Raw genomic sequence first — 22,444 nt, 5'->3', positions numbered from 1 at the left:
TTCCAGCTCATACAGATCGGCCGAGGAGGTCACAGTCAATTCGGAAACGCTGAGTCCGGCAGCCTGAACTCGCGAGAGCGCCAGGCGGAAGTTCGACAGATTTGGCGGATCCGCCAGTTCAAGCCGAGCACTCCAAGATTGGCCGACGACAGTGAACCCTCGTGCCTCCAAGCCCTCTCGCTGTGGATCAACGTCTCGCAACATCAACGATCACCGCAACGACGAGTGCCGAAGGTGCCACGTGGAAGGAAGGCGTCGTGGCTCTGGCGGCTCGTTTGCGTACTCCAGCGGGTGGGAGTAGCTCGTCGTGTGCTGCTGTCTCCCCAGCGGCCCTGTCGCTGCGCCCTCCCGACCGCACCGCTGGCAGCATCTGGCGAGGCGTACGCCCGTGCACACGGGGGCCTTGGCGTCCAGTCAGGACGCGAGCACCGTCACGTCAAGCGCGGGCGTAGCGCAGCGCAAGTTGGCGCAGGGTGGCTTCGATACCGGCGGCGTTCTGCCGAGGAAAGCCGAGCAACTCAAAGACCTTGCCCTGCACGGCTGGGACGGTGCTGTAGTCGAACGTCTCAGTGACGCGCGTCGACGTGGGCGTGAGCGGCGTGAGTTCCCAGCGCCACCGGTGGCCCGCTGGGCTACTCCATTCCACAAGCCGACCGTCCTCGAAGCGCGTCACCGTGCTGGTGATGCGATACCGGAGTCCGTGCTGCTTCATCGCTACCGAGAATTGTGCGCCCTGGCTGAGCCGCCGCGGACCCGACACTGTGTCGCGGACGGTGCCCGAGCCGTCCAGCTCACCGTGACGGTGCGGATCAGCCACCAACGCGAAGACGTCGTCGGCCGAAGCCGGCACCTCGACAGTGCGCGCGACTTGGCGCGGTCCTTGCTCAACCTGTTCGACCGTCATGCTCGCTAGCCTAGGTCGTTCCCAACCGCCACTCCCCCGAAACTTCAGGACCTCGGTGACTTGGCGCCAAATCTGCGTCCGTCGAGGTCCGGCCTGCGGACAGCCCGCAGCTCAGTGTCGCCGAGATTGGGAACAATGGTCTTGATGACGAATTTAGATTTAGCGCCAGATGTTCGCCTTGCATTCTCACCTCTGTCTCCTGACGATCTCGAATCAGTTTTTGGCGTCTTCAGCGATCCCGACACGTGGCGGCACTTGCCCGTGGGTCGTCACAACACTCGAGAGCAGTCCAGAAGGATCGTCGACGACGCCATCAAGAGCCGGCGAGAACATGGCATTGGTCAATGGGCTGTTCGTGTGGGCGACCGGGGATCGGATGATGCGCTGAGAGCTGGCACGTTCGTCGGTACGGGTGGAGTGAACATGACTCCAGCGCCCGTCTGGAACCTCGGGTACCGTCTCTCCCCGGCGACGTGGGGGCGAGGTTTCGCGACGGAAATCGCCATTGCTGCGGTCGTTGCCGTCCGAGCACAAAGTGACTCGGTTGCGAGATCCCGTCAATCTGGTGCTGGCATTTTAGCGGTTGCTAAGCTCACGACATGATGTCCGGACTGGAAGATCAGAATGTTCCCGCCCCCGATCGTGGGCCGGGGGGGATGCGAAGCTTCCGTTCGGAGCTTGACAGCACGCACTACACCGCGGTCGACGAACACTGGGCAGGCGGTCTCCCAGCACAGTACGGTGTCGCTCCGCGGGTGCGAATTGGTAAGAGCAAGTGGTTCAACCTGTTGTGGTTGATTCCGATCGGCTTGGTGCTCCTGGTCATCGGCATCGCGGTAGCGAAGGGGATACGCGAGCTCCCTGCCGTGCAGGATTTCATTCAACAGTATCCGGGCGAGTCTGAGCTTCCGGAGAACGCGCCGGTGGGTTTCCCTGCATGGCTGGGCTGGCAGCACTTCCTGAATGCTTTTCTGATGATCTTCATCATCCGCTCCGGCGTCACAATCATCGCCGATCACCCGCGTTTGTACTGGTCCAGACACTCCACACCGGGTAAAGACTGGTTGCGTATGCAGAAGCCGGTGCCGAGTGATCCGCTGTATACGTCGAAGCAGGATTCGATCACCTTGCCGGACGGCGTCGGCTTGCCAGGGCGTCGTCACTCCATCGGGCTCGCCCGCTGGTGGCACCTCGGCGTTGACACGTTGTGGTTACTCAACGGAATCGTGTTCTACGTTCTGATCTTCGTCACCGGCCAGTGGATGCGCTTGGTCCCCATGAGTTGGGACGTCATCCCGCATTCCATTTCGGTCGCAATCCAATATCTGTCGCTGGACTGGCCGACGGAAAACGGCTGGGTCAACTACAACGGTCTGCAACTGATCGCCTACTTCATCACCGTGTTCATCGCCGCTCCGGCCGCTCTCATCACCGGGCTCGGGATGTCACCGGCGTTGTCGACCAAATTCCGGACCATCAGTTCGGTCTTCAGTATCCAGGTCGCACGATCACTCCATTTCTTGGTGCTCGCCTGGTTCGTCATGTTCATCATCATCCACGTGACCCTCGTGCTGACCACCGGCGCCCTCCGCAACCTCAACCACATGTACGCGTCACGGGACGACAGCTCCTGGGTCGGGTTTTTGATCTTCGCCGCCTCGATGGTGGTCATCATCGTCGGCTGGGTGGCGGCGACACCGTTCACGTACCGGCATCCGCGTGTGGTGCAGAAGGTGGGGTATGCGCTGATCGGTCCCGCGCAGCGGTTGTTCGAGCACATCGATTCGAAGCCGGGTCAGTACACGGAGAAAGATATCTCTCCCTATTTCTGGCATAACGGTAAGTTCCCGGAATCGGAGGAGTACAAGAAGCTCCAAGCTGGCACCTTCACGGATTACAAGCTGCAAATCGGTGGGCTCGTTGATAATCCGGTGGAGTTGGACCTTGAGCAATTACGGGCGCTGTCACACCACGAGCAAATCACGCAGCACTTTTGCATTCAGGGCTGGTCGGGTGTTGCGAAGTGGGGCGGCGTCTCAATGCAGACCATTCTTGACATCGCGAAGCCGAAGCCGGAAGCGAAGTGGGTGATTTTTTACTCCTTTGCGGTCGGTTCTGATGGTGGGATTTACTACGACGCTCAACCGATCGAGCAGATGAGTTACAAACTGACCATGCTGGCCTATGACATGAATGATGAAACGCTGTCGTTCGGTCACGGTGCTCCGCTGCGGTTGCGCAACGAGGTGCAGCTCGGTTTCAAGCTGGTCAAGTGGATTAAGGGCATCGAATTCGTCGAAGACTTCTCCGAGGTCGGCGGTGGTCTGGGTGGGTACGACAACGACCATGAGTTCTTCGGCTATCGGCAATCCATCTGACATCCCACGCACTGACCGACAGGTTGGAACAACTTACGATTGGAAGTCGGCTAGCCACAGGTCGGGGCCGAAGACTTCGTATTGGATGTCTTTTGCGGGTACGCCGCGGGCGATTAGCGCGCTGCGGACGGATTGCATGAAGACCAGCGGGCCGCACAGGTAGTATTCGGCGTCCGTGGGCAGTTCGATGGTGCTGACGTCCATGAATCCGGCGAGTTCGCCGTCGATAGTCTGCGTGGATTTCGTGGGTTCCACATACCAGGTGATCAGGGATGCGTCGGGAAATTTGCCAAGTCTGCCCTGATTTGGTTACGCAAGGCAAAGGTGTTTGCTGAGTTGCCAGCGTGGAGAAAAGCCACCTTTCGTTGGCTGCCGGTCATCACAAGGTGGGAGAGCATGCCCGCCATGGGCGTGACGCCGATTCCAGCGCTGGCGAGAACCACCGGCCGGCCGGTGAACTCCGGGACCACATCGCCGAACCGAGCACTCAGCACCACCTCATCACCGATTTGGAGGCTGCTGTGTAGCAGGTTGGACACCTCCCCCTCGGGGGTCTTCAGACCATGAACCCGCTTGACGGAGAACTGCCGGTGCAGATCGTCGTCAGCGCGGGTGAGGCTGGTGCGCCGCATCGCAGCGGCACTGGGCCGGGCGCCGTCAACGATCAGCCGGGAAGTGGCCAGAAACCAGGTTGCCGGCCGCTACGTGCCCTCGCTCGCGCAGGAGCAGACCTGGGCACGGGCTCGGCGGCCAAGAGCCCGGAAGCTGGACGGATTAGCGTTACGGGAACAAGTCGCCACGATGCTCACCGATCGGTTCAGCCCGGAACAGGTCGCGGGCCGACTGAAAGTCAAGCATCCGGAGAATCCGGAGATGCAGGTGTCACACGAGACGATCCACCAGGCCCTCTACGTGCAGGGCCGCGGATCGTTGCGCTTGGAAGTTGCCACCGCGTTGCGGTCAGGGCGTGTCACACGGCGCCCGCAGCGGTCGGAGGGTCCGCGGCCGCAGAGGTTCCGGGAGATGGTGATGATCTCCGACCGGCCGCCGGAGATCGAGGACCGCGCCGTTCCCGGGCATTGGGAGGGCGACCTGATCATCGGCTCGACCTCGTCGAAGTCCGCGATCGGAACCCTTCTCGAACGGACTACGGGATACGTGATGCTGCTGCATTTGCCCGGGGATCACACCGCTCGCACCGTGGCCGACGCGATGATCGTGGCAATGAACACCCTCCCCGAACAGCTGCGCCGTTCGACCACCTGGGATCAGGGAGCGGAGATGTCTCGACACCAGGAAATCACGATGGCGACCGGGATGCCGATCTATTTCTGCGATCCGCACTCGCCCTGGCAGCGTGGCAGCAACGAGAACACCAACGGGCTCTTGCGCGAGTACTTTCCAAAAGGCACAGACCTGTCCTTTCACGGGCCCGGGATCCTCGAGAACGTCGCTGCGGAACTCAACCGCCGGCCCCGCAAACGCCACGGCTACCGAACGCCCGCAGAGGTCCTCGCCACGCTAACCTCGAACCCAACCAATCAAACCGGTGTTGCAGACACCACTTGAATCCGCCCGATATGAGGCGCCTAGGTTAAGTGACACACCGGATCGCGCAGGAGTGGTTCACTCCTAAGTGAAAATATCCAGCGATCAGAGCGACCTTGGATGCGAACCGCTTCAAGACCGCCCGCTTAGTGTTCCGGCCTCATCTCCTGCGGTGCATGGGATCTCCGTAACGCTCGGTCGTCTCGTTGTTGCACTGGTGTTCACTTGCACGGATCACGTGGAGGGTTACATCTGGTCCGGCCTGTGCCAGCACCTGGGCACGTCGACGGGCCCGCCGAGGTCGAGCTGGCCGTGGAGCAAGACGCCGGGGATTCCGGCGAGACGGTCATCATTACGCAGCAGTTGGTCTTCCTCGAGCCGGGCCCCGTGCGTGAAGTAGTGCGTCACGATGCGGGCGAACTGTAGCTGGAATGTGGGTCGGTGAAGCGAGGGCTGGGTGCCGAGCCGGGTTCGAGCGAGACGGCGGCGTCTCCCCAGTCGCACCAGCGCTGCGCTGCGTATCACTGTGGCGTCGTCGCTGTGGTTGAGTAGGCGGTCGTAGGCGGCGACGCGGTCACCGTCGCGCTCGGAGGCGGGGACTCCCTCGTGGAAGCGCTGTCATTTCTCGGGCAGGTAGCGGCCGGTCTCGTGGCGGAGCCAGCGCACGTCGCTGCGCTGGGTCATGGTGACGGAGACCAGGACTAGGGTGCGCACGTGCTGCGGGTAGCACTCGGCATAGGTGAGGGCCAGTGTGCAGCCCCAGGATCCGCCCCAGAGTCACAGCTCGGAACGGTGGAGAACCGAGGGTGGCTTGTGGCCTATTCAAATACCCGACGCTAAGTGTTTGTGGCGTTCGGCAGCGATCGTTCGCACGACATGCCCAGAAGTGGAGGAGCGCGTGTCACTTACCGTGTAAGCACCAAGGTAATGAATGCGACTCTGAGCGATACGTCATCCCGAGGCACCCATCGAGTCCACCTCGCCAAATCGATCTCGGTCGTGCTTGCGGCACTGACCTAGGGTGGACGCATGGACGCTGACATCAACTTCTACTTCGACCCGGTCTGCCCCTTCGCCTGGATGACGAGCAAGTGGGTGCGGCAGGTGCAGGAGCAACGCGACTACACCGTGGACTGGCGGTTCATCTCGTTACGCCTGATCAATGCCCAGGTCGACTACGACACGCACTTCCCTCCCGAGTACGAAGCTGGACACACCGCCGGACTCAGGCTCCTGCGGGTAGCCGCCCGCGCGCGAGCGGAGCACGGCCGCGAGGCGATGGCGCCGCTATACGCCGCCTTCGGGACCCACATCTTCGACACCGCCCCCGGCCCGGACAACCATCGGACCGAGGGTGAGGTGCGTGAGCTCCGCGGGACGCGTGAGTTTGCGGAGCCGATCCTCGCCGAGGCGGGCCTACCGCCCGAGCTGGCGGAAGCTCTCGACGACGAGTCATGGGACATCGAGATCCAGCAGGAGACGGACGAGGCACTCTCGCTGACGGGAAAAGACGTGGGCACGCCCATCATCCACTTCGAGCCGCCCGCCGGTGCGGCCTTCTTCGGGCCGGTGATCAGCCGGCTGCCACACGAGGACTCGGCGGTCGAGTTGTGGGACCACGTGGTCGGGCTGGCCCGCTTCCCGGGTTTTGCCGAACTCAAGCGCAGCCTGCGCGAGCAGCCACAGCTGGCCGCGTTCGGAGTCGACGCGGACACGGTCGGAAAGCAAGAAGACTGGCACGGCGGCAGCCGGCGGCAGCAGAAATGACCCCCTCCATTAGGGTAAATGCATGAATGAGACGAGCACCCTCAGCCACCAGGAGTCCATCATCGTCGAGGCGTCGGCCGCGTTTCTCTATGACCTACTCTCCGACATCACCCGCACCGGAGAGTGGAGCCCGGTCTGTACGTCATGCTGGTGGGATGACGAGGCCGAGGCCGGTCGGGTCGGTGCCTGGTTCACCGGGCACAACGAGCTCCCACACCGGACCTGGCAGACCCGGTCCGAGGTGGTGACGGCAGAGCACGGACGTGAGTTCGCCTGGGTGGTGGGCGGCAGCTTCGTGCGCTGGGGCTTCAGCTTCACCGCCGCGGAGACCGGGACGATGCTCACCGAGTCCTGGGAGTTCCTGCCGGACGGGATCGCCATGTTCGAGGAGAAGTTCGGCGAAAAGGCGCACGCTCAGATCACCGACCGCACCCAGCAGGCCCTCGGTGGCATACCGAAAACCCTCGCAGCGATCAAGCGGATCGCCGAGGTCTCCATCGACGTAGGGGCGAAAGCCCAGTCTTGACCGGGCCGCTCTCGGAGCGCATCGTGTCGTTGTAGAGCTGCCAATGACCGCGACCGGATCGCTTGGCGTGGAACAGGTCGGAATCGGTGTCGCGCACCAGGCTGGCTATTGTCGAGTGTTCCGTAAACAATGCGATGCCAATCGTTACCGTGGGCAGAGTGTGGCGCCCATGGATGCTCAGTTCGGTGCCGACAGCAGCGGCGATGCGCGCGGTCAGGTACTGGTGTGGCTCGGCCGTCCCCATGCGGTCTTGCCTTCAACGCTCACGTTTCGTCCCTGGCAATCCTGCAACTCGGGACAGGAGCAGATGCCCCACCGGGCGGGCCGGCCCAGCGCACACTTCCGCTAGTCATTCGTGCTTCGATCCGTCACGGAGGATCGGTAGGTACTTCCACAAATCCCGCTGCGCCAGGTGGGCGCGTGCCCTGAGGCACGTCGTCCTGCGGTCATCCGCCGATGAGGGTTCGAAGGAGCGGCAGTCTTTGCGGGAATTGGAATCAGTGGCCGCATAGGTGACAGATTCGGTTCTTTTGTGTGAATGGCAGCGCTAGATGGCGGTGAATTCGCATCGCTTCATGGCATGGGTGAACGTTGCGCGCTACTGGTGAGCGTGGGTGATGACGTGGCAGACACCGCCCGCTTCGCAATCGCCTGGGTCGAGATGCTGGCTCGCGTCGATGATGTGTTGCAGCTCTGTTTCAAGGAGTACGAGTTCTTGTTGGCGGCGGTGCACATCCGCAAGTCTTTTCAAGAGGAGGTTGGAGACGTGTTCGCACGGCACCTCGCCAGCTTCTCTAACAGTGATGATGCCGCCAATTTCGGCCAATGTCAGACCAGCCGTCTGGGCAGACCGAATGAACCGCAGGCGCGATAGGGCCGCTTCGTTGTAGTGGCGGTAACCGTTCCCCCCACGTTCGGCGTGATCCAACAGGCTGCGCCGCTCATAAAACCGGATCGTCTGTGCGGTTACGCCGCTCGCGATGGCCAGGTCTCTAATCTGCATATTCCCATTTCACCACTTGACCTTGCACTGCGGTGCAACGTTTACGGTGAAGGCATGGATATTACGTTGCAGTACTTCGATGGGTGCCCGAACTGGAAAATCGCTGCTGAGCGGCTGGCGTTGATCGCGGCTGCATGCCCCGGCATCGTTGTGACCCGGCGGTTGGTCGAGAATCTGGAAGACGCAGAGACAATCGGTTTTCGGGGATCTCCGAGCATGCTGATGGACGGAACAGACCTTTTTCCCGACCTATCGGCGTCGGTCGGGCTGGCCTGCCGCATCTACAAGACCCCCACGGGACTAGCCGGCGCCCCAACACTGGAGCAACTGCGCGATGCGATCACTACAGCATGAGCGGCATAAGTAAGGAATACGACCTGTTCGTGATCGGTGCCGAAATGGCCGGCACCACAGCAGCCAACAGGTGCGCTGCACAGGGATGGCGCGACACTAACCTTCAGCGGGCGGCTTTCGCCATGCTGCACTTGCCGATGGCGCACCTTCCGGGTGGGACTTATCGCTCGCCGCTGGCGGATCGTGACTCGGCCCATTCCGGCTGGTCCGCTCCCCACTGGCTGCCGATCCACCTGTAGCGATTCGGACCGCCGCTAATGCTGATCGCGGGTGCGGCACAGGTGACGGTCCCTTCTAACGTTTCCGCGTTCACGGTTTGGATCTCATATGGGCCGGCTTCGGTCTGCGGGGAATGAGGCTGGGCGAGTAGCTCGTGAGCGACCCGGGCCAGTGAAATGTCGACGGTCCACCCGTGCCCGTCGAGGTGGCGACGTCGAAGTGCTGACATGATCCCGGCGGCAAGTAGGTACCCGGCGGAGTGATCCAGTGCTTGGGCCGGCAAAGCTCCTGGCCTGCCGGTGCCGTCTGCGTGAATCTGGGCGATGCCGCTGGCTGCTTGGACGATGCTGTCGAATCCTCGGCGCTCGGCCCAAGGTCCGCTTTGCCCCCACGCGCTCACCCGGCCGATAACGAGCCCTGGATGGCGGTTGTGGAGTTCGACCGGCGAGAGGCCGAATTGGTTGAGGCTGTTCGGTCTGTATCCCGAGACAACAACGTCGGCTTCCGTCAGTAGCTGTTCGAGGCGGTCTCGATCCGGTTTGTAGCCGAGATCAAGGAGCGCGGAACGCTTCCCTTGCCCGGTGTCGAGGTACTGCCAGGGGAGTTCCGGCATGCCAGGATTGTCGATGCGAAGGACATCTGCCCCGAAGAACGCGAGGCTGCGAGTGGCCACCGGCCCGGCTATGACGCGGGTCAAGTCGAGCACCCGAACGCCCTCCAGGGGCGCGTGTCTGTCGGCCGACCCCAGGCTATGGAGGCCCGAGTCTCCTGCCTGCTGCACCAGGCTGATGAAGGGAGCTGCTTTCAGGGATTGGGCTTGAGGATGTCCTCTCCAACTGCTCGGGCTGCGAACCGCGCTGATCACCGCACCAGAATCTGATGCTTCATCCTCCAGATCGAGGGCGCTGCGGCGCGAAATTGCGCGAGCGACAGCCTCGGTGGTGGCGGAGCCATCCAATCTCAGTAGTGAGCGCAAAGCCGCTTCGTGATGGGGATAGTTGGCGTGAGTGCGAACCCAACCGTCGCTCGAGGCGAAGAATCCGGACAGGGGCGCCCACGCTGGCGCGGGGTCCCCGTTCCACCGAAATAGTTGGTCACTCCGGAAGGCGCCGGCGACCAGTTGCGGCGCAGAGCCCACCCGCGGAACTTCATCCGCCTTCGGATCCCGCACTTCCGAACGGACAAGGTGCAGTAACGAGGCCATCAGCTTGGTCGCTGCGATGCTGTCCGCGGCAAGATCCCCGACAGGCAAAGGCGACGAAAGCGGCACCGGCCCGGACAAACGAACACGATCGGCTAGCTCCGGAAGTTCCGCGGAATCGGAGAGAAACGTGCTGAGGAAGGTGCCCATCGGTTGCCTCCCACGCCCTCGACCGTGCACACGTGGGCGTGAAACCAGGCGACCATCGGTGATTCCCACTTTATCCCCATGTCACGGAGTGCAATTGATGTCATGAGGGGCCGAGCAATCACGGGACGGAATCAAAACGGGGGGAGAGCCGGCGATAGGCCAGCCAAGGAACCCCTTCCGCAAAGGGAAATGAAGGTCGAGGTCTATCGAACCTGGCGTGTGAGTCGAAGGCCGAATGGGTGTGGCCCGGCTAAATACCAAACGAGCGCGCCGAGTAGAGGCGCGAATACGACGGCGATCATCCAGAGGACTTTCTCCACCTCGGACTGGTCGCGGGTTCGCGCAAGGCGGTTTACGCGGTCACTCGTTCCGGCCGGCCTGCTCCACGGGCAAGGTACGTTTGATGGGCGGAGTCAATTAGTTGCTAGTTTGATCCGCACCTGAGAAAGAGACCCCATTTATGCGCTCTCGCGCCCATACAACATCCTGGCTGCGCGCCGCAGCTGCCATTATCGCCACCGTCGCTGTGGTTACGGGGTGCAGTGCCACCGCCCAGAACACCGCGGCCGACTCCACTACCCTGACCTACGCCATCAACGGTGGCACGCTCAGCGGCGGCAAGATGGACATTCACTCATCGGCCTTCCAAGCCACCGCCCTCGTGATGCGCAATTCCTTCGATTCGCTCGTCTATCAGAAGGCCGACGGCTCCTTCGTGCCGTGGCTCGCCACGTCGTGGCAGATCTCCGACGACGGCCTGCAGTACACCTTCGACCTGCGCGATGACGTCACCTTCCACGATGGCGAGCCTTTCAACGCCGAGGCCGTCAAGGCCAACTTCGAGCACGTGGTCGCTCCCGAAACGGCGTCAGCGGATGCCGCCAGCCTCATCGGGTACGCCGAAACCGGTGGCTTCTACGCGGGCACCGAGGTCGTTGACGAGTACACCGTGCGGGTCGACTTCAGCCAGCCCTACGCCCCGTTCTTGCAGGCCGTGAGCACCGCCAAGCTCGGCTTCTACTCGCCCGCGGCGCTGCGTGAGAACGCAGCCCAGCTGCCCGCCGGCGGCCCCGGCATCTCGGTGGGCACCGGCCCGTACGTGTTGAGCGAGTACACGCCAGACCAGAGCATCGTCTTCACCGCGAACGAAAACTATAACTGGGCACCGGATGGCAGCACCCACCGGGGCGCGCCGGCCATCGACACGCTCGAGTTCCGCATCCTGCCCGAATCGTCGGTTCGCACCGGCGCACTCACGAGCGGTGAAGCACAGATCGCCAGCGACATCACCCCGAACGCCGTGGGACAGATCGGTGACGAGTTCACTATCGAAAACGTGACCATGCCGGGCCTGCCGTACACCCTGTTCCTCAACGAGGCGCACGGCGTCTTCGCCGACGAGAATGTGCGCCGCGCCTTTGCCCTCGGAGTCGACATCGGTCCGGCCGTGGAGAGCATCTACCAGGGGCAGGCGGAACGCGCGTGGAGTATCCTCTCCCCGGCCACCCCGAACTCCTACGATCCGAGCCTCGAAGACAGCTGGGCCTTCGACCCCGATCAGGCTAATGCCCTGCTCAACGCGGCCGGCTGGACCGAGCGCGACTCCGAGGGCTACCGCATGAAAGACGGAGCCCGACTCAGCGCGCAGTGGCTCGCCTATAACCCTGTCTCCGATGCCAACGCGAGCTTCGGAGACGTCGTGCAGTCGGACCTGCGCGAAATCGGCTTTGAAATTGTGCGCGACAACCGTGAAATCGCCCAGTACTACGAAGCATTCGACCAGCGTAATTACGACCTATCAGACTGGAGTTTTCCCAGTGTCGACGCCGACGTGTTGCGCGCCCACCTGCACAGCGGCGGCTACAAGAACGGCTCATCCACCGCCGATCCGGTCGTTGACACGCTTCTCGACAACGCCATCGCCACGAGCGACCCGGCCGAACGCGAGTCCCTCTACCAGCAGCTACAGCAGTGGAACGCTACCCACGTCGCCATGGTTCCGATCACCGTGCCCACCGCGATCACCGCATACAGCAAGACCATCGAGAACCTGAGCTTCGACCTGTACGGGCAGCCGCTCTTTTACGAGGCGTCCCTCACGACCGCTCCGTGATCGAACGCCACGGGCACGCACGCGGCGCTGGCCGACCGGGCGCTCGCCTGCTCGGTCGGCTCGGCGGCATGGTGCTTGTGGTGTGGGGCGCCGCCACGCTGGGATTCTTCGCATTGCGGCTGATCCCGGGCGACCCGGTGAACGTGCTCATCGGGCTCGGCAACGTCTCGACACAGGTACGCGACCAGATCCGCGAAGACTGGGGCCTCGCCGACCCGCTTCTCGTGCAATACCTCGGCTACCTCGGCCGCCTCGTGCAGGGCGACCTCGGAACGTCGTACCGCAGGCAGCAACCCGTCGCCGACGTGATCGGCCAGCAACTCGTGCCCACCGTGCAGCTGATGGCCCTCGCCGTTGTGTTCGCGCTCCTGCTCGCGCTCGGGTCGGCATTGATCGGGCGCGGCCGGCGCACAGCACCGCTGGCCGGCCTGCTCGAACTCGTTGCCGTGTCGTCGCCCACGTTTTGGATCGGTCTCGTGCTGATTAGCGTCTTCGGCTTCGGGCTTGGCTGGTTTCCGGTCGTCGCCACGGTGGGGTTCGGCGCTCTCCTCCTGCCAGCAGCGACCCTCGCCATCCCGGTGGCCGGCATCATCAGCCAGGTGCTGCGGCAGGGCCTCGATGACGCAGCAGCGCTGCCCTTCGTCGACACCGTGCGTGCCCGTGGTGCCAGCCACACCCGGCTCGTCGTGCGCCACACCCTGCGCCACGCCGCCGCCAGCAGCATCACGCTCACTGGGTATATGGTCGGCTCGCTGCTCGGCGGGTCGGTGCTGGTCGAGACCGTCTTTGCCCGCCCAGGGCTTGGCCGCGTAGCCCTCAACGCCATCGTTGACCGGGACGTACCCGTGGTGCTCGGCATTATCGTGCTCGCCGCGGTGGCCTTCTCCGTGATCAACCTGCTCGTCGACCTTGTCGCCGACCGCATCGACCCGCGCCTGGAGACTAAGCAGGCCTACGCATGAGCGTCCTCGTCGCCGTCCGGTCACGTCGAGTCAAGCGGATGCCCGCCCCGGCACTCTGGGCCGCCGCCGGGTTCCTCGTGCTCCTCGTGGTGTCGGCCCTTCTGCCCGGGGTGTTCACCGCCGCTGACCCCCTGCGCACCGACATCGGTGAGGCGCTGCTGGCGCCCGGCCCCGGGCATCCGTTTGGAACGGACCAGACTGGCCGCGACGTGTTCGCACGGGTGATCTACGGTTCGCGGTACTCGCTCGCCATTGGCTTCGGTGCCACGCTGATCGCTCTGGTCGTGGGGCTCGTGATCGGCTCATTCGCTGGGCTTATGCGCAGCCTCGGCGACGGTGTGCTGAGCCGCGCCATCGAGATCGTGATGGCCTTCCCGGAGTTTCTGCTGGCCCTGATCGTGATCGCAATCATCGGCCCGGGGGAGGCGAGCCTGCTCGTGGCCGTGGCCCTCGCGGTGATCCCCTCATACGCGCGCGTCGCCCGGGTGCAAACCCTCGTGGTCAAGCGCGCCGGCTACGTGGAGGCCGCGCGCACGCTTGGTGTGTCGCCCGCGGTGACCGTGCTGCGCCACGTGCTACCCAACACCCTCGGCCCGCTGCTGGTCATGGCCACCATGGGAGTCGGCACCGCCATCACTGCCGCAGCCGGCCTGAGCTTCCTCGGCCTCGGGCCGAAGCCGCCAACGCCGGAGTGGGGACTCATCCTCTCGGAAGGCCGCAATTTTCTCGCCAGCGCCTGGTGGATCGCCGTGTTCCCCGGGCTCGTGATCACCGCCACCGTGGTGTCGACAAGCATTCTAGGCCGACACCTGCAGGCCCGAAGCGCGCGGCGGCAGCGATGAGCGTCATCACGGTGCGCAACCTGCGCGTGGTTCTGCCGGGCTCGGCGACCGCCGTGGTCGACGGCGTCTCGTTCAGCATTGCCGCCGGGCAATGCCTCGGCATAGTGGGGGAGTCCGGTGCCGGTAAGACGGTGACCGGCCGCAGCCTGATCGGACTCACCCCGGAGGGCGCACGGGTCACCGCCGAGGAACTGACCGTGGCCGGAGTTGACGCTCGAGACCTGACCGAGCCGGCTTGGCGACGCCTGCGCGGTGCCCGCGTTGGCCTCGTGAGCCAGGACGCCCTCGTCTCCCTTGACCCGCTGCGCCGGGTGGGCGCCGAGGTGGCCGAACCCCTCGAGGTGCACGAACCCACACTCGGCCGCGCCGACCGTGCCGGCCGGGTGCTGCAGCTGCTCGATCAGGTGGCCATACCAGAGCCCGCCATGCGCGTGCGTCACTACCCGCACGAACTTTCTGGTGGCCTGCGCCAGCGCGCACTCATCGCCTCGGCCCTCGCGGCTTCGCCGGCCGTGCTGATCGCTGACGAACCCACTACAGCCCTCGACGTGACCGTTCAGGCCCAGATTGTGGTCCTGCTGCGCCAGCTGAAGGAGTCGGGCCTCGCGCTGCTGCTGATCAGCCACGACCTTACGATTATCCGCCAGCTCGCCGACGACATCGCCGTGATGAAAGACGGGCGGTTCGTCGAGTTGCAGCCTGCGGCCGACCTGTTCGCCGCGCCGCAGCATCCGTATACTCGCGAGCTTCTGGCGGCGGCGTCGCAGAGCCGACCGCCGGCCCCGCCGAACACCGGCCCCGTGGTGCTCGCCGCGCGGGACCTCGCCAAGACCTACGGCCAGGCGGCCGCGCAGCTACACGCTGTGAACGGGGTCTCGTTCGAGCTGCGTGCCGGCCACACCGTGGGCATCGTGGGCGAGTCGGGGTCGGGCAAGAGCACGGTGGCACGGATGCTGCTGGGCACGGAAACCCCGGACCGCGGCGATGTTCTGATGCACGGTGAGCCCTGGAGCCGAGTGCCGGAATCGACGCGGCGGGCCCGACGCGGCGGCATCCAGATCATCCACCAGGACTCCCTGAGTGCCTTCGACCCGCGGGCGACAGTACTGCAGATCCTGTCGGAGGCAATCGCTCTGGATGGCACCCGGCTCGGGCGGCGTCGACGGCGCGAACGCCGGGCGCGGGCGATCGAGCTACTCGAGCTGGTGGCACTGAACGATTCCCTGCTGGGGCGGCGGGCGCACCAGCTCTCCGGCGGGCAGCGCCAGCGCGTGGCGATCGCCAGGGCGCTGGCCCGGCAGCCGAGTATCTTGGTCTGTGACGAGCCGGTGTCGGCGCTGGACGCGTCTATTCAGGCCCAGGTGCTCAAGCTGCTGGCATCCTTGCAGGAGACGACGGGGCTGGCGATGGTGTTCATCTCGCACGACCTCGCAGTGGTACGCGCGCTCAGCCACGACATCCTCGTGATGAAGGATGGCGTTGTCGTGGAGCAGGGACCGGCTGCGGCGCTATTTCTTGCGCCGCAGCATCCGTTCACCCGAGAACTGCTCGCCGCGCACGCCACGGCTTAGTCGGATCAGCCAACGGCCGGGTCGAATCCATGAACACCAAGATCCGACTCATCACCCGCATCGCGTTCGGCTTCACATCCCCGACGCCCTGATCGCCCTCACCATGCTCAGCCTCGGCGGCCATAAACCGGTACTCCCGAGCAGGGTTTAACCCACGGTTACGACAGGACAGCCTTCACGACGACCAGTTAATTGTGATCATCCTCCGCCTCGGACATCGTCGGGAGATAGACGAATCCCGATAAGTGAACGCCCATCGGCGCACACGAAAGGAACAACATGACGGCTCTGGCCGCGCTGAGCTACGCGAGGACCTTTGAGCCCTTCGTTCGGTTGCACCGCCAGCAGAGCGTCTGGAGGTTTTCGGGCGTGCTGAGACCGCCTTTGGACACCGGTATGATGTGGTCGACCTCGAGCAAAAGGTGCGGCTCGGCAGCCACCGAGACGCTGCATTGCAAGCAGGCGTAGCGGTCGCGCTGCTTGATCTCGCCTCGGAGTCGCACCGTCATCAGCGCGCGTTGCCCAGCGGCCGACTTCGTCCAGCGGATCTTCGGGACGAGCGTCGCGGACAGTGCATCAAGGGTGGGAGTGTCGAGTGCGATGGTCGACGCCTGACCGCTGTTGCCTCCTGCGGAGGTGTACTGGAATTTGTAAACCGGGTACGGCACCTCGATGGGAGACAGGTGGGCACCGATCTGGTTCCAGAACTCGTTGGCGTAACGCTTGAGGATAAACTTCGGCGGATTGATTCTCGCGGTGATCTCTGCCTCGCGACCCTTGACGTTGGAGACCGCCTCCTCCAGCCGTGAGATGTCCTCGGCGACACGCTGAACGTCAGCCAGGGTCTCCTGGTCGGCCTTGATGGAGAAGTACTTCATGACGTACTTGATCGGCTCGACGCTGGCATTGCGGACGACCTGGAGAGATGTGTTGTGCACTTGCGGCGCGTAGTCGGAGACGTTGCGGTTGCGCCGATTATTCCACGCCGAGTTGTTCTCAAACATGGCCAGGTGCGCATACTGACCCGCTGAGGACGCTCCCAGCTCAAATGAGCCTTGCGAGCGGATCTCGGCCACGTAGTTCACGACCTCGTTGTGCTCGGCGACAACGACGACGATCTCGGATCGCAATGTTTGGAACTGGTCGGAACTGGTCGGAACTGAAATAGCGATCCTTGCGGACCTTCCAGATGATCGGGCTGGCGATCAGAACCAGTGCAAGCGCGGCCAAGGCGGCAACTCCGCTTCCGGTGGTTCCGCCAAGGACGAGGGGCGCCGAAATGAGCAGCATGATTTAAAGCGGTTTGGGCATGATGCCATCTTTCCGTGATGTGACGTAGACAAGCTCATTCTGGCGGGCACTTCTGACACAAATGTCTCTTATCCAGCAAAAACGGGTCAACACTTCCAGTGGAAGCGAGGCAGAGGGCAGAGGAAACTCATGCGGGCTGGCGGCTGCGGATTAAATGACGATGCACGGCCAGGGATGCTCGAACGGCCGCTTTTCGGCGCTGCGAATTGTCCTGCTCGTGCGATGGAGTGATGAGTGGCGAGTGGGTGCGCGCGGTTATGTTCGGAGCGGCGGGTCGAGTTCTGCGCCGTCTGCGGCGCCGGGTGGCACCTTGAGTGGCCAGTTGGCCTTGTAGTTGGAGTGGACATCGCGGTCCCGACGTCGAGTCGTTGAACATACCGGCCCCATGCCCGTTTGGGCAGTCGGGTTGCCTTGCGTTGCCTGCGTGGCACGGTCCGCAAGGAACTTAGACCAACCACTAATGCGTTGCCACTCGCGTTCACGGAGTTCTCCCGCCCGTGAACAGATACGCAATCATGGGTACGCTCGAGCCCGGTGCTACTGGCAGCATCGACTGGGATGATTACGGCAGCTTCCCGATCGAAATCACCGAGGTGGTGCCCGACGGCTCGTTCGGCTTCCGTTGGTCGGGAATCCCCGCAGAAGAGCTCGACGAGTACTCGACGCACGTGCGCTTCACCATCGCCGATGCTGGTACCGGGACGGATGTCACGGTGATCGAATCGGGCTTCGACACACTCCCCGGCGGCACCCGCTACCGTCGCGAACGTCTTGAGCAGAACCGAGAGGGCTGGGACGTCGAACTCGACGAGCTCGCGATCCTACTCGAGGGTGTCACCCAGTAGTTCACGATTACGGGGGAGTCGCTCGACGAGTTGGCCACGTTGCTCGGCCGGTAGAGGATTATTTGACAGAGCGCAGAGGATGTACGCGAAAGTACCAAATAACTGCCCAGTGATTTAGCGTCCTGTGAGTTATAGGAACAACCCGCCACAGGGTCGTGCTCAGAACTGGTTGATTCTGGTCTAAGAACAGGTCTTAAAACGAATGGCCTCCGAGATTTCGGAGGCCATTCGTCGTTACCGGGGTGGATTGTCCTCGTGGGGAGGCGTTTCCTGACGAGGATCCCCTGGAGGCAACGAGGGCCCCGGTCAAGTCACGTGAACGCCGACTGAAGCAACCTGCTTCGGCGTCGACTTGGTTCAGGCGCGCGCTACCGTGCGTGAGTGCGGGCGAAGGCGGATGCCGCGGCGACCTGCTCCGGCCCCGGCCGCACCCCGGTGTAGCGCTCGAACTGCTCCGCTGCCTGCAGAGCGATGACCTCGGCCCCCGTGATCACGGTCTTACCTGCCGCGCGCGCGGCCAGGATGAGCGGAGTCTCCGCGGGCAACGCCACCACGTCGAACACGCAGGTCGCGTCGGCGATCACCTCGGCGGAATAGGACAGGTCGTTCGCCTCGGCACCGCCGGTCATGCCGATCGGGGTGACGTTCACGAGCAGAGGTGCGGTGAGACCGGTCGGCTCGGCCGCCCAGCGGTAGCCGAGCTCGGTGGCGAGAGTCCGGCCTCGGGCCTCGTTCCTGGCGATCAGGGTGCCATGCTCGAACCCGGAATCGCGGAAGGCCGCGGCGACGGCCTTCGCCATTCCGCCGCTGCCGCGGAGCAGGAACGGAGTGGTCGGGTCGAGGGCGCGCGCGCGGATCAGATCGGCGGCGGCGATGTAATCCGTGTTCGAGGCCCGCAGGCAACCGTTGTCGTTGACGATCGTATTGATCGACGCGATGGCGCTCGCCGAGTCATCCAACTCGTCGACCAGGGCGATGACATCTTCCTTGAAGGGCATCGACACGGAGCAGCCACGGATGCCCAACGCACGCACGCCGCCGATCGCGGCGGCAAGATTCGTCGTGGTGAACGCCTTGTAGATGAAATCGAGCCCCAGCTCGGCGTACAGGTAATTGTGGAAACGCGTGCCGAAATTGCTGGGCCGGGCGGCCAGGGAGATGCACAGGCGGGTGTCTTTGTTGAGCAGGGGCTGCAGTGTCATGCGGTCAAGTTTAGGAGCGGAATCGCCAGCGGATGCCCGGGCGGAAGGAGCGGGACCCAGTCAGCCGGCGGTGGACTCCCGCACGATCAGCTCCGGTTGGAACTCGATCTGCTCGTGCACGAAATCGTCGCCGCCGGCGGCTTCGCGCAGCAGGTCGACGGCCGTGTGGCCGATCAGGGCGCTCGGCTGGTGGATCGAGGAGAGCGGCACGATGGCTGCCGCCGCGAAAGCGATGTCGTCGTAGCCGATGAGCGCCACGTCTTCGGGGACCCGCACATCGCCCAGCATGCTCAGGGCCTGCAGCACGCCGATGGCGAGCAGGTCGTTCGCCGCGAACACGGCGTCCGGCCGGTCGACCGGGTCGCGGGCGCGCAACTGCTCGCCCACGAAACGCCCCTGCAGCACCGAGAGGGACTCCGTGCTGATCACCTCAAGCGACACGTTCGGATGCTCCCGCACGGCCTGCCGCGCGCCCTCCAGCCGGTCGGCAACCTGACGGATGCTCTGCAGCCCACCCACGAACGCGATCCGGGTGCGCCCAATCGAGGCCAGGTGCTCCGTGGCGAGGTGCCCGCCGGCCACGTCGTCGACGGCCACGGAGGAGAAGCTGTGGACGGCGGTCTGCCGGTCGACGGGAACGGTGGGGGTGCCGCGGGCGCGCAGCCGCATGAGCCGGTCCCCGACCTCGCCGAGCGGGGAGATCAAGACGCCGTGCACACGCTGCTCTTCGAACAGGTCGAGGTAGGCACTCTCTCGGTCGATGTTCTCGTCGCTGTTGCCGAGGAGCAGGGTGAGACCCTCTTCGGCGGCCCGGTCCTCGGCGCCGCACGCGACATCCGTGAAGAACGGGTTGGCGACGTCGAGCACGACGAGCCCGATGCTGCGGCTGCGGCCGGCCCGCAGTCGCCGGGCAGCGTCGTTGCGCACGAAGCCGAGGGCGGAGATTGCCGTCTGCACCCGCTCCACGGTTGCCGGGGAAACCTTGCCCGGCCGGTTGAGCACATTGGAGACGGTGCCGACCGACACCCCGGCGCGAGCCGCGACTTCGCGCACACTCACCGTTGCCATCGTCACCCTTTCGCCTTGCGCTTTGCTGCCTCTAGGTGAAGTGTGAATCACCGCGCCGCAGATTGAAACGACTCAATACACGAGACCTATTCGAAGTCTCGGTTGAATCTCATTTGGGGGATTGCACTTTTTCTGCTGTCGACGGACGCCCCAACCAATCCGTATATTCGCTGAATACACGTTCTCTGAAACGATTCACCCTTGTCGGTGCCGTTGAGCCATTCGGACCGGTCGTCGCCCTCGCAGACGGGAACATCGAAATCCTCCCCGGTGAGATCCATGCCCTGGTCGGCGAGAATGGGTCCGGCAAGTCCACCCTCGTGAAAATCCTGGCCGGGCTCTACCGCCTCGACGCCGGCGAGTTCCAGGTCGACGGGCAGCCGGTGTCGTTCCGCACCGTGGCCGACAGCAAGGCCCCCGGCATCTCCGCGATCTATCAGGAACCCACCCTGTTCCCCGACCTCACAGTGGCCGAGAACATCTTCATTGGGCGCCAGCCGAAAGGCCGGCTGGGCCTGATCAGCCGGGCCGCCATGCGCACGGCCGCCGCGACCTGTTCGACCAGCTCGGCGTGCGCATCGATCCCAACCGAGCGGCCGAAGGACTGTCGATCGCCGACCAGCGGATCATCGAGATCGCCAAGGCCATCTCCCAGGGCGCCACGGTGCTCGTCATGGATGAGCCGACCGCCGCGCTGTCGGACATCGAGGTGGAGCGCCTGTTCCAGGTTGCCCGCAACCTGCGGGCCCAGGGCGCGAGCATCCTCTTCATCTCGCACCGCTTCGACGAGGTGTTCGCCGTCTGCGACCGCATCACCGTGATGCGGGAGGTCGCCCCGGTGGGCGACACCGTGCTCTCCGTGAAGGGGCTCGGCCGCGCCGGCCTCTTCGCAGACGTGACCTTCGCCGTGGACGACCCCCGTTTTCTGGCACCCGGGGACATGCCGGCGCGCATCCGTTCCTACTGCGCCGAGCACGGCTTGCCGGTGCCGGGCACCCCGGTCGAACTCATGCGCAGCATCGTCGAGAGCCTGGCGGCTGCCTATGCCGAGACCCTCCGGGTCGCGAGCGAGCTGTCGGGAAGGAGCATCCGCGCGGTGCATATCGTCGGCGGTGGGTCGCAGAACGACCTTCTCTGCCAGCTCACCGCGAACCGAACGGGGCTGACCGTGCTGGCCGGCCCCGTCGAGGCCACCGCGATCGAAAACGTGCTCGTGCAGGCCCGTGCCCAAGGTCTTGTGACCGGAAGCCTCGACAGCCTGCGCGCCCTGGTCGCCCAGGCCTCCGCCCCACGGCGCTACCGGCCCACGGCCTGACGTGCGCCGGTGCTACCTGCCTCGGGGCGGAGCCGCCCCGACTGCCTGCCGTGCGCCCCCAACCAATTCGACGGAGATTCTGCCAAAATCCGGCCATTCCCACCGAGAACGGGCGGTCTAGAGCAAAATCTCCGTCGAATTCGTTCGGCGTCGGGCTGGACTGTCGCCCTCGGTCCGCGGTCGAGAAGGGGCCAGGGTGGATGGCTCACAGGGGCGCCTACGTCCCGGTGGGGTCCGGGCGGTGATGCGTGATCAGGATCGGGTCGATCGCGCGAGGCGGCCGCTCAGGCCCAGAGGCCGATGCTGACCTGGAGGCGCGCGTGGCTGCCGAGCACCGCCTGCCCCATCGGGACGATGGGAACCGGCAGCTGCCATTGCCCGTCGCTGGACTTGCCCGGTGCCCAGTCGAGCTGGTTGGGCAGCTCTGCTTGTTCGGCGATTCGAACGGCGAGGGTGCTGTTCCACTCCCAGATCACGCTTCTGGCCGCGCCCTTGTCGTTCACCTCGACGTCGACGATGAGCGTGTCCTGCCAGTCCGCGATCTGCTCGAGGTGTCCCCCGAAACCGAGGGTGCCGCCCGTCTCCTTGAGTGAGATGATCTTGAGGTTGAGGTTGAGGTTGAGGTCGAGGGCGTAGCGGCACTTACGCACGTTCTTCGGCTGCAGGAAGATTGTCATCGACGGGACCGGTGACAGGGGCCCGGCGATGCCCTTCTCCGTGGCGTTCAGATCGATCGGGCAATAATGATCGGCCGTCTGCTCATGAATAAGCGCAGGCACGCCACGGATGGCCAGCCTCGCCTCGCCCTGCCAGATGCGGTCGTTGCGATCGAGCTCCACCCCGTGCGGGGCGACCTCCACCCGCAACCCGCCGAACAGGAAGCGGGAAAGGTTCTGGTACGTTTCCTCGGAGTTGACCAAGCCGTATCGACCCGAGTGGGAGCGATGGATGTAGGCCCGCGCGCCCCCGTAAACGTAAGCGTTGCGGATCGCGACGAGACCATCGCTCTGCACGCCCATGACCGCGGATGACAGCCCGGCGGCCACGGAATAGTCGCGTGAATTCGTGCCGACGATGCTGAGGATGCGGGAGGGAGGGAAGGAGCCCACCATGCCCGGGGGTCCCACCGGCCCGTTTTCGGGTCGGTTTCCCGGGCAGGGTCGTG

Annotated in this window: 20 protein-coding genes and 5 pseudogenes; 14 read left to right on the top strand and 11 right to left on the bottom strand. The window is 64.3% G+C overall.

The genetic code is table 11. The features are described 5' to 3' along the window. Positions 1 to 436: 436 nt before the first annotated feature. The gene (locus E3T34_RS15050; protein WP_134343440.1) at positions 437 to 904 is read right to left on the bottom strand and encodes an SRPBCC family protein; all 468 of its coding nucleotides are present in this window, start codon (positions 902 to 904) and stop codon (positions 437 to 439) included. Positions 905 to 1,039: 135 nt separating this feature from the next. On the opposite strand from E3T34_RS15050, the gene E3T34_RS17025 reads away from it, so the two are divergent. Both E3T34_RS17025 and E3T34_RS15040 read left to right on the top strand, forming a co-directional pair. Then, entirely contained in the window at positions 1,040 to 1,507 is a 468-nt protein-coding gene (locus E3T34_RS17025; protein ID WP_104102311.1) for a GNAT family N-acetyltransferase, read from the top strand. Beyond that, on the top strand, positions 1,504 to 3,282 hold the full coding sequence (locus tag E3T34_RS15040) for a molybdopterin-dependent oxidoreductase (protein ID WP_198411557.1): 1,779 nt from the start codon (positions 1,504 to 1,506) through the stop codon (positions 3,280 to 3,282). The genes E3T34_RS17025 and E3T34_RS15040 overlap by 4 nt, the downstream gene beginning before the upstream one ends. 33 nt (positions 3,283 to 3,315) lie before the next feature. Here E3T34_RS15040 and E3T34_RS15035 read toward each other — a convergent pair whose 3' ends face one another. After that, on the bottom strand, positions 3,316 to 3,537 hold the full coding sequence (locus tag E3T34_RS15035) for a hypothetical protein (RefSeq protein WP_104102306.1): 222 nt from the start codon (positions 3,535 to 3,537) through the stop codon (positions 3,316 to 3,318). 11 nt (positions 3,538 to 3,548) lie between these two features. Beyond that, on the bottom strand, positions 3,549 to 3,914 hold the full coding sequence (locus E3T34_RS15030; RefSeq protein ID WP_166785912.1) for a hypothetical protein: 366 nt from the start codon (positions 3,912 to 3,914) through the stop codon (positions 3,549 to 3,551). Between E3T34_RS15030 and E3T34_RS15025 the strand changes: the two are divergent. Continuing rightward, a pseudogene (locus tag E3T34_RS15025) lies at positions 3,904 to 4,851 on the top strand (IS30 family transposase); the annotation flags it as partial. The gene E3T34_RS15030 and the pseudogene E3T34_RS15025 overlap by 11 nt on opposite strands. Positions 4,852 to 5,094: 243 nt before the next feature. Next, positions 5,095 to 5,256: a hypothetical protein gene (locus E3T34_RS15940; RefSeq protein ID WP_158250296.1), complete on the top strand. Its 162-nt coding sequence runs from the start codon at positions 5,095 to 5,097 to the stop codon at positions 5,254 to 5,256. Positions 5,257 to 5,448: 192 nt separating this feature from the next. Here E3T34_RS15940 and E3T34_RS17020 read toward each other — a convergent pair. Further along, positions 5,449 to 5,595: pseudogene (locus tag E3T34_RS17020) on the bottom strand (prolyl aminopeptidase); the annotation flags it as partial. Positions 5,596 to 5,859: 264 nt separating this feature from the next. Between E3T34_RS17020 and E3T34_RS15015 the strand changes: the two are divergent. Both E3T34_RS15015 and E3T34_RS15010 read left to right on the top strand, forming a co-directional pair. Then, on the top strand, positions 5,860 to 6,597 hold the full coding sequence (locus E3T34_RS15015) for a hypothetical protein (RefSeq protein ID WP_134343436.1): 738 nt from the start codon (positions 5,860 to 5,862) through the stop codon (positions 6,595 to 6,597). 22 nt (positions 6,598 to 6,619) lie between these two features. After that, positions 6,620 to 7,123: an SRPBCC family protein gene (locus E3T34_RS15010; RefSeq protein WP_104102295.1), complete on the top strand. Its 504-nt coding sequence runs from the start codon at positions 6,620 to 6,622 to the stop codon at positions 7,121 to 7,123. 598 nt (positions 7,124 to 7,721) lie between these two features. Here the strand turns inward: E3T34_RS15010 and E3T34_RS15005 are convergent. Continuing rightward, positions 7,722 to 8,126 (bottom strand): heavy metal-responsive transcriptional regulator, encoded by a 405-nt coding sequence (locus E3T34_RS15005; protein WP_104102293.1) that lies wholly within the window; start codon positions 8,124 to 8,126, stop codon positions 7,722 to 7,724. Between E3T34_RS15005 and E3T34_RS17015 the strand changes: the two genes are divergently transcribed. Beyond that, positions 8,013 to 8,480: a hypothetical protein gene (locus E3T34_RS17015; RefSeq protein ID WP_369827989.1), complete on the top strand. Its 468-nt coding sequence runs from the start codon at positions 8,013 to 8,015 to the stop codon at positions 8,478 to 8,480. The two genes, E3T34_RS15005 and E3T34_RS17015, sit on opposite strands and share 114 nt — an antisense overlap. A 160-nt stretch (positions 8,481 to 8,640) precedes the next feature. On the opposite strand, the gene E3T34_RS14990 is transcribed toward E3T34_RS17015, so the two are convergent. Both E3T34_RS14990 and E3T34_RS17010 read right to left on the bottom strand, forming a co-directional pair. After that, positions 8,641 to 10,050 carry a CoA transferase gene (locus E3T34_RS14990; protein ID WP_104102287.1) on the bottom strand — a complete coding sequence of 470 codons (1,410 nt, stop codon included), beginning with the start codon at positions 10,048 to 10,050 and terminating at the stop codon, positions 8,641 to 8,643. Positions 10,051 to 10,253: 203 nt separating this feature from the next. Next, positions 10,254 to 10,373 (bottom strand): annotated as a pseudogene (locus E3T34_RS17010) (PLDc N-terminal domain-containing protein); the annotation flags it as partial. A gap of 137 nt (positions 10,374 to 10,510) precedes the next feature. On the opposite strand from E3T34_RS17010, the gene E3T34_RS14980 reads away from it, so the two are divergent. The 5 genes and pseudogenes from E3T34_RS14980 to E3T34_RS14960 all read left to right on the top strand — a co-directional run. Next, positions 10,511 to 12,163: an ABC transporter substrate-binding protein gene (locus tag E3T34_RS14980; RefSeq protein ID WP_104102282.1), complete on the top strand. Its 1,653-nt coding sequence runs from the start codon at positions 10,511 to 10,513 to the stop codon at positions 12,161 to 12,163. Further along, positions 12,160 to 13,125: an ABC transporter permease gene (locus tag E3T34_RS14975; RefSeq protein WP_255409041.1), complete on the top strand. Its 966-nt coding sequence runs from the start codon at positions 12,160 to 12,162 to the stop codon at positions 13,123 to 13,125. The genes E3T34_RS14980 and E3T34_RS14975 overlap by 4 nt, the downstream gene beginning before the upstream one ends. Next, positions 13,122 to 13,967 carry an ABC transporter permease gene (locus tag E3T34_RS14970; protein WP_233191474.1) on the top strand — a complete coding sequence of 282 codons (846 nt, stop codon included), beginning with the start codon at positions 13,122 to 13,124 and terminating at the stop codon, positions 13,965 to 13,967. The genes E3T34_RS14975 and E3T34_RS14970 overlap by 4 nt, the downstream gene beginning before the upstream one ends. Continuing rightward, complete coding sequence (locus E3T34_RS14965; RefSeq protein WP_104102279.1) at positions 13,964 to 15,538, top strand: ABC transporter ATP-binding protein; 1,575 nt, start codon at positions 13,964 to 13,966, stop codon at positions 15,536 to 15,538. The genes E3T34_RS14970 and E3T34_RS14965 overlap by 4 nt, the downstream gene beginning before the upstream one ends. Before the next feature lie 2 nt (positions 15,539 to 15,540). Then, positions 15,541 to 15,689, top strand: a pseudogene (locus E3T34_RS14960) (transposase); the annotation flags it as partial. A gap of 151 nt (positions 15,690 to 15,840) precedes the next feature. Here the strand turns inward: E3T34_RS14960 and E3T34_RS14955 are convergent. Beyond that, a complete protein-coding gene (locus E3T34_RS14955) occupies positions 15,841 to 16,623 on the bottom strand; it encodes an HNH endonuclease (RefSeq protein ID WP_198412297.1) in 783 nt (260 codons plus the stop codon). Between the two features lie 723 nt (positions 16,624 to 17,346). On the opposite strand from E3T34_RS14955, the gene E3T34_RS14950 reads away from it, so the two are divergent. After that, complete coding sequence (locus tag E3T34_RS14950) at positions 17,347 to 17,694, top strand: SRPBCC domain-containing protein (protein WP_134343435.1); 348 nt, start codon at positions 17,347 to 17,349, stop codon at positions 17,692 to 17,694. A 368-nt stretch (positions 17,695 to 18,062) separates the two neighbouring features. On the opposite strand, the gene E3T34_RS14945 is transcribed toward E3T34_RS14950, so the two are convergent. Both E3T34_RS14945 and E3T34_RS14940 read right to left on the bottom strand, forming a co-directional pair. Next, positions 18,063 to 18,896: a shikimate 5-dehydrogenase gene (locus tag E3T34_RS14945; protein ID WP_104102272.1), complete on the bottom strand. Its 834-nt coding sequence runs from the start codon at positions 18,894 to 18,896 to the stop codon at positions 18,063 to 18,065. Between the two features lie 60 nt (positions 18,897 to 18,956). After that, positions 18,957 to 19,964 (bottom strand): LacI family DNA-binding transcriptional regulator, encoded by a 1,008-nt coding sequence (locus tag E3T34_RS14940; protein ID WP_134343459.1) that lies wholly within the window; start codon positions 19,962 to 19,964, stop codon positions 18,957 to 18,959. 170 nt (positions 19,965 to 20,134) lie between these two features. Between E3T34_RS14940 and E3T34_RS14935 the strand changes: the two are divergent. Next, positions 20,135 to 21,279: pseudogene (locus tag E3T34_RS14935) on the top strand (ATP-binding cassette domain-containing protein). Between the two features lie 284 nt (positions 21,280 to 21,563). On the opposite strand, the gene E3T34_RS14930 reads toward E3T34_RS14935, so the two are convergent. Further along, complete coding sequence (locus tag E3T34_RS14930; protein WP_134343434.1) at positions 21,564 to 22,391, bottom strand: hypothetical protein; 828 nt, start codon at positions 22,389 to 22,391, stop codon at positions 21,564 to 21,566. Positions 22,392 to 22,444 lie beyond the last annotated feature (53 nt).

It is taken from the genome of Cryobacterium sp. TMT1-62, assembly GCF_004403145.1.
Lineage (GTDB): Bacteria > Actinomycetota > Actinomycetes > Actinomycetales > Microbacteriaceae > Cryobacterium > Cryobacterium sandaracinum.
This window is presented reverse-complemented; position numbering and strand designations above follow the sequence as displayed.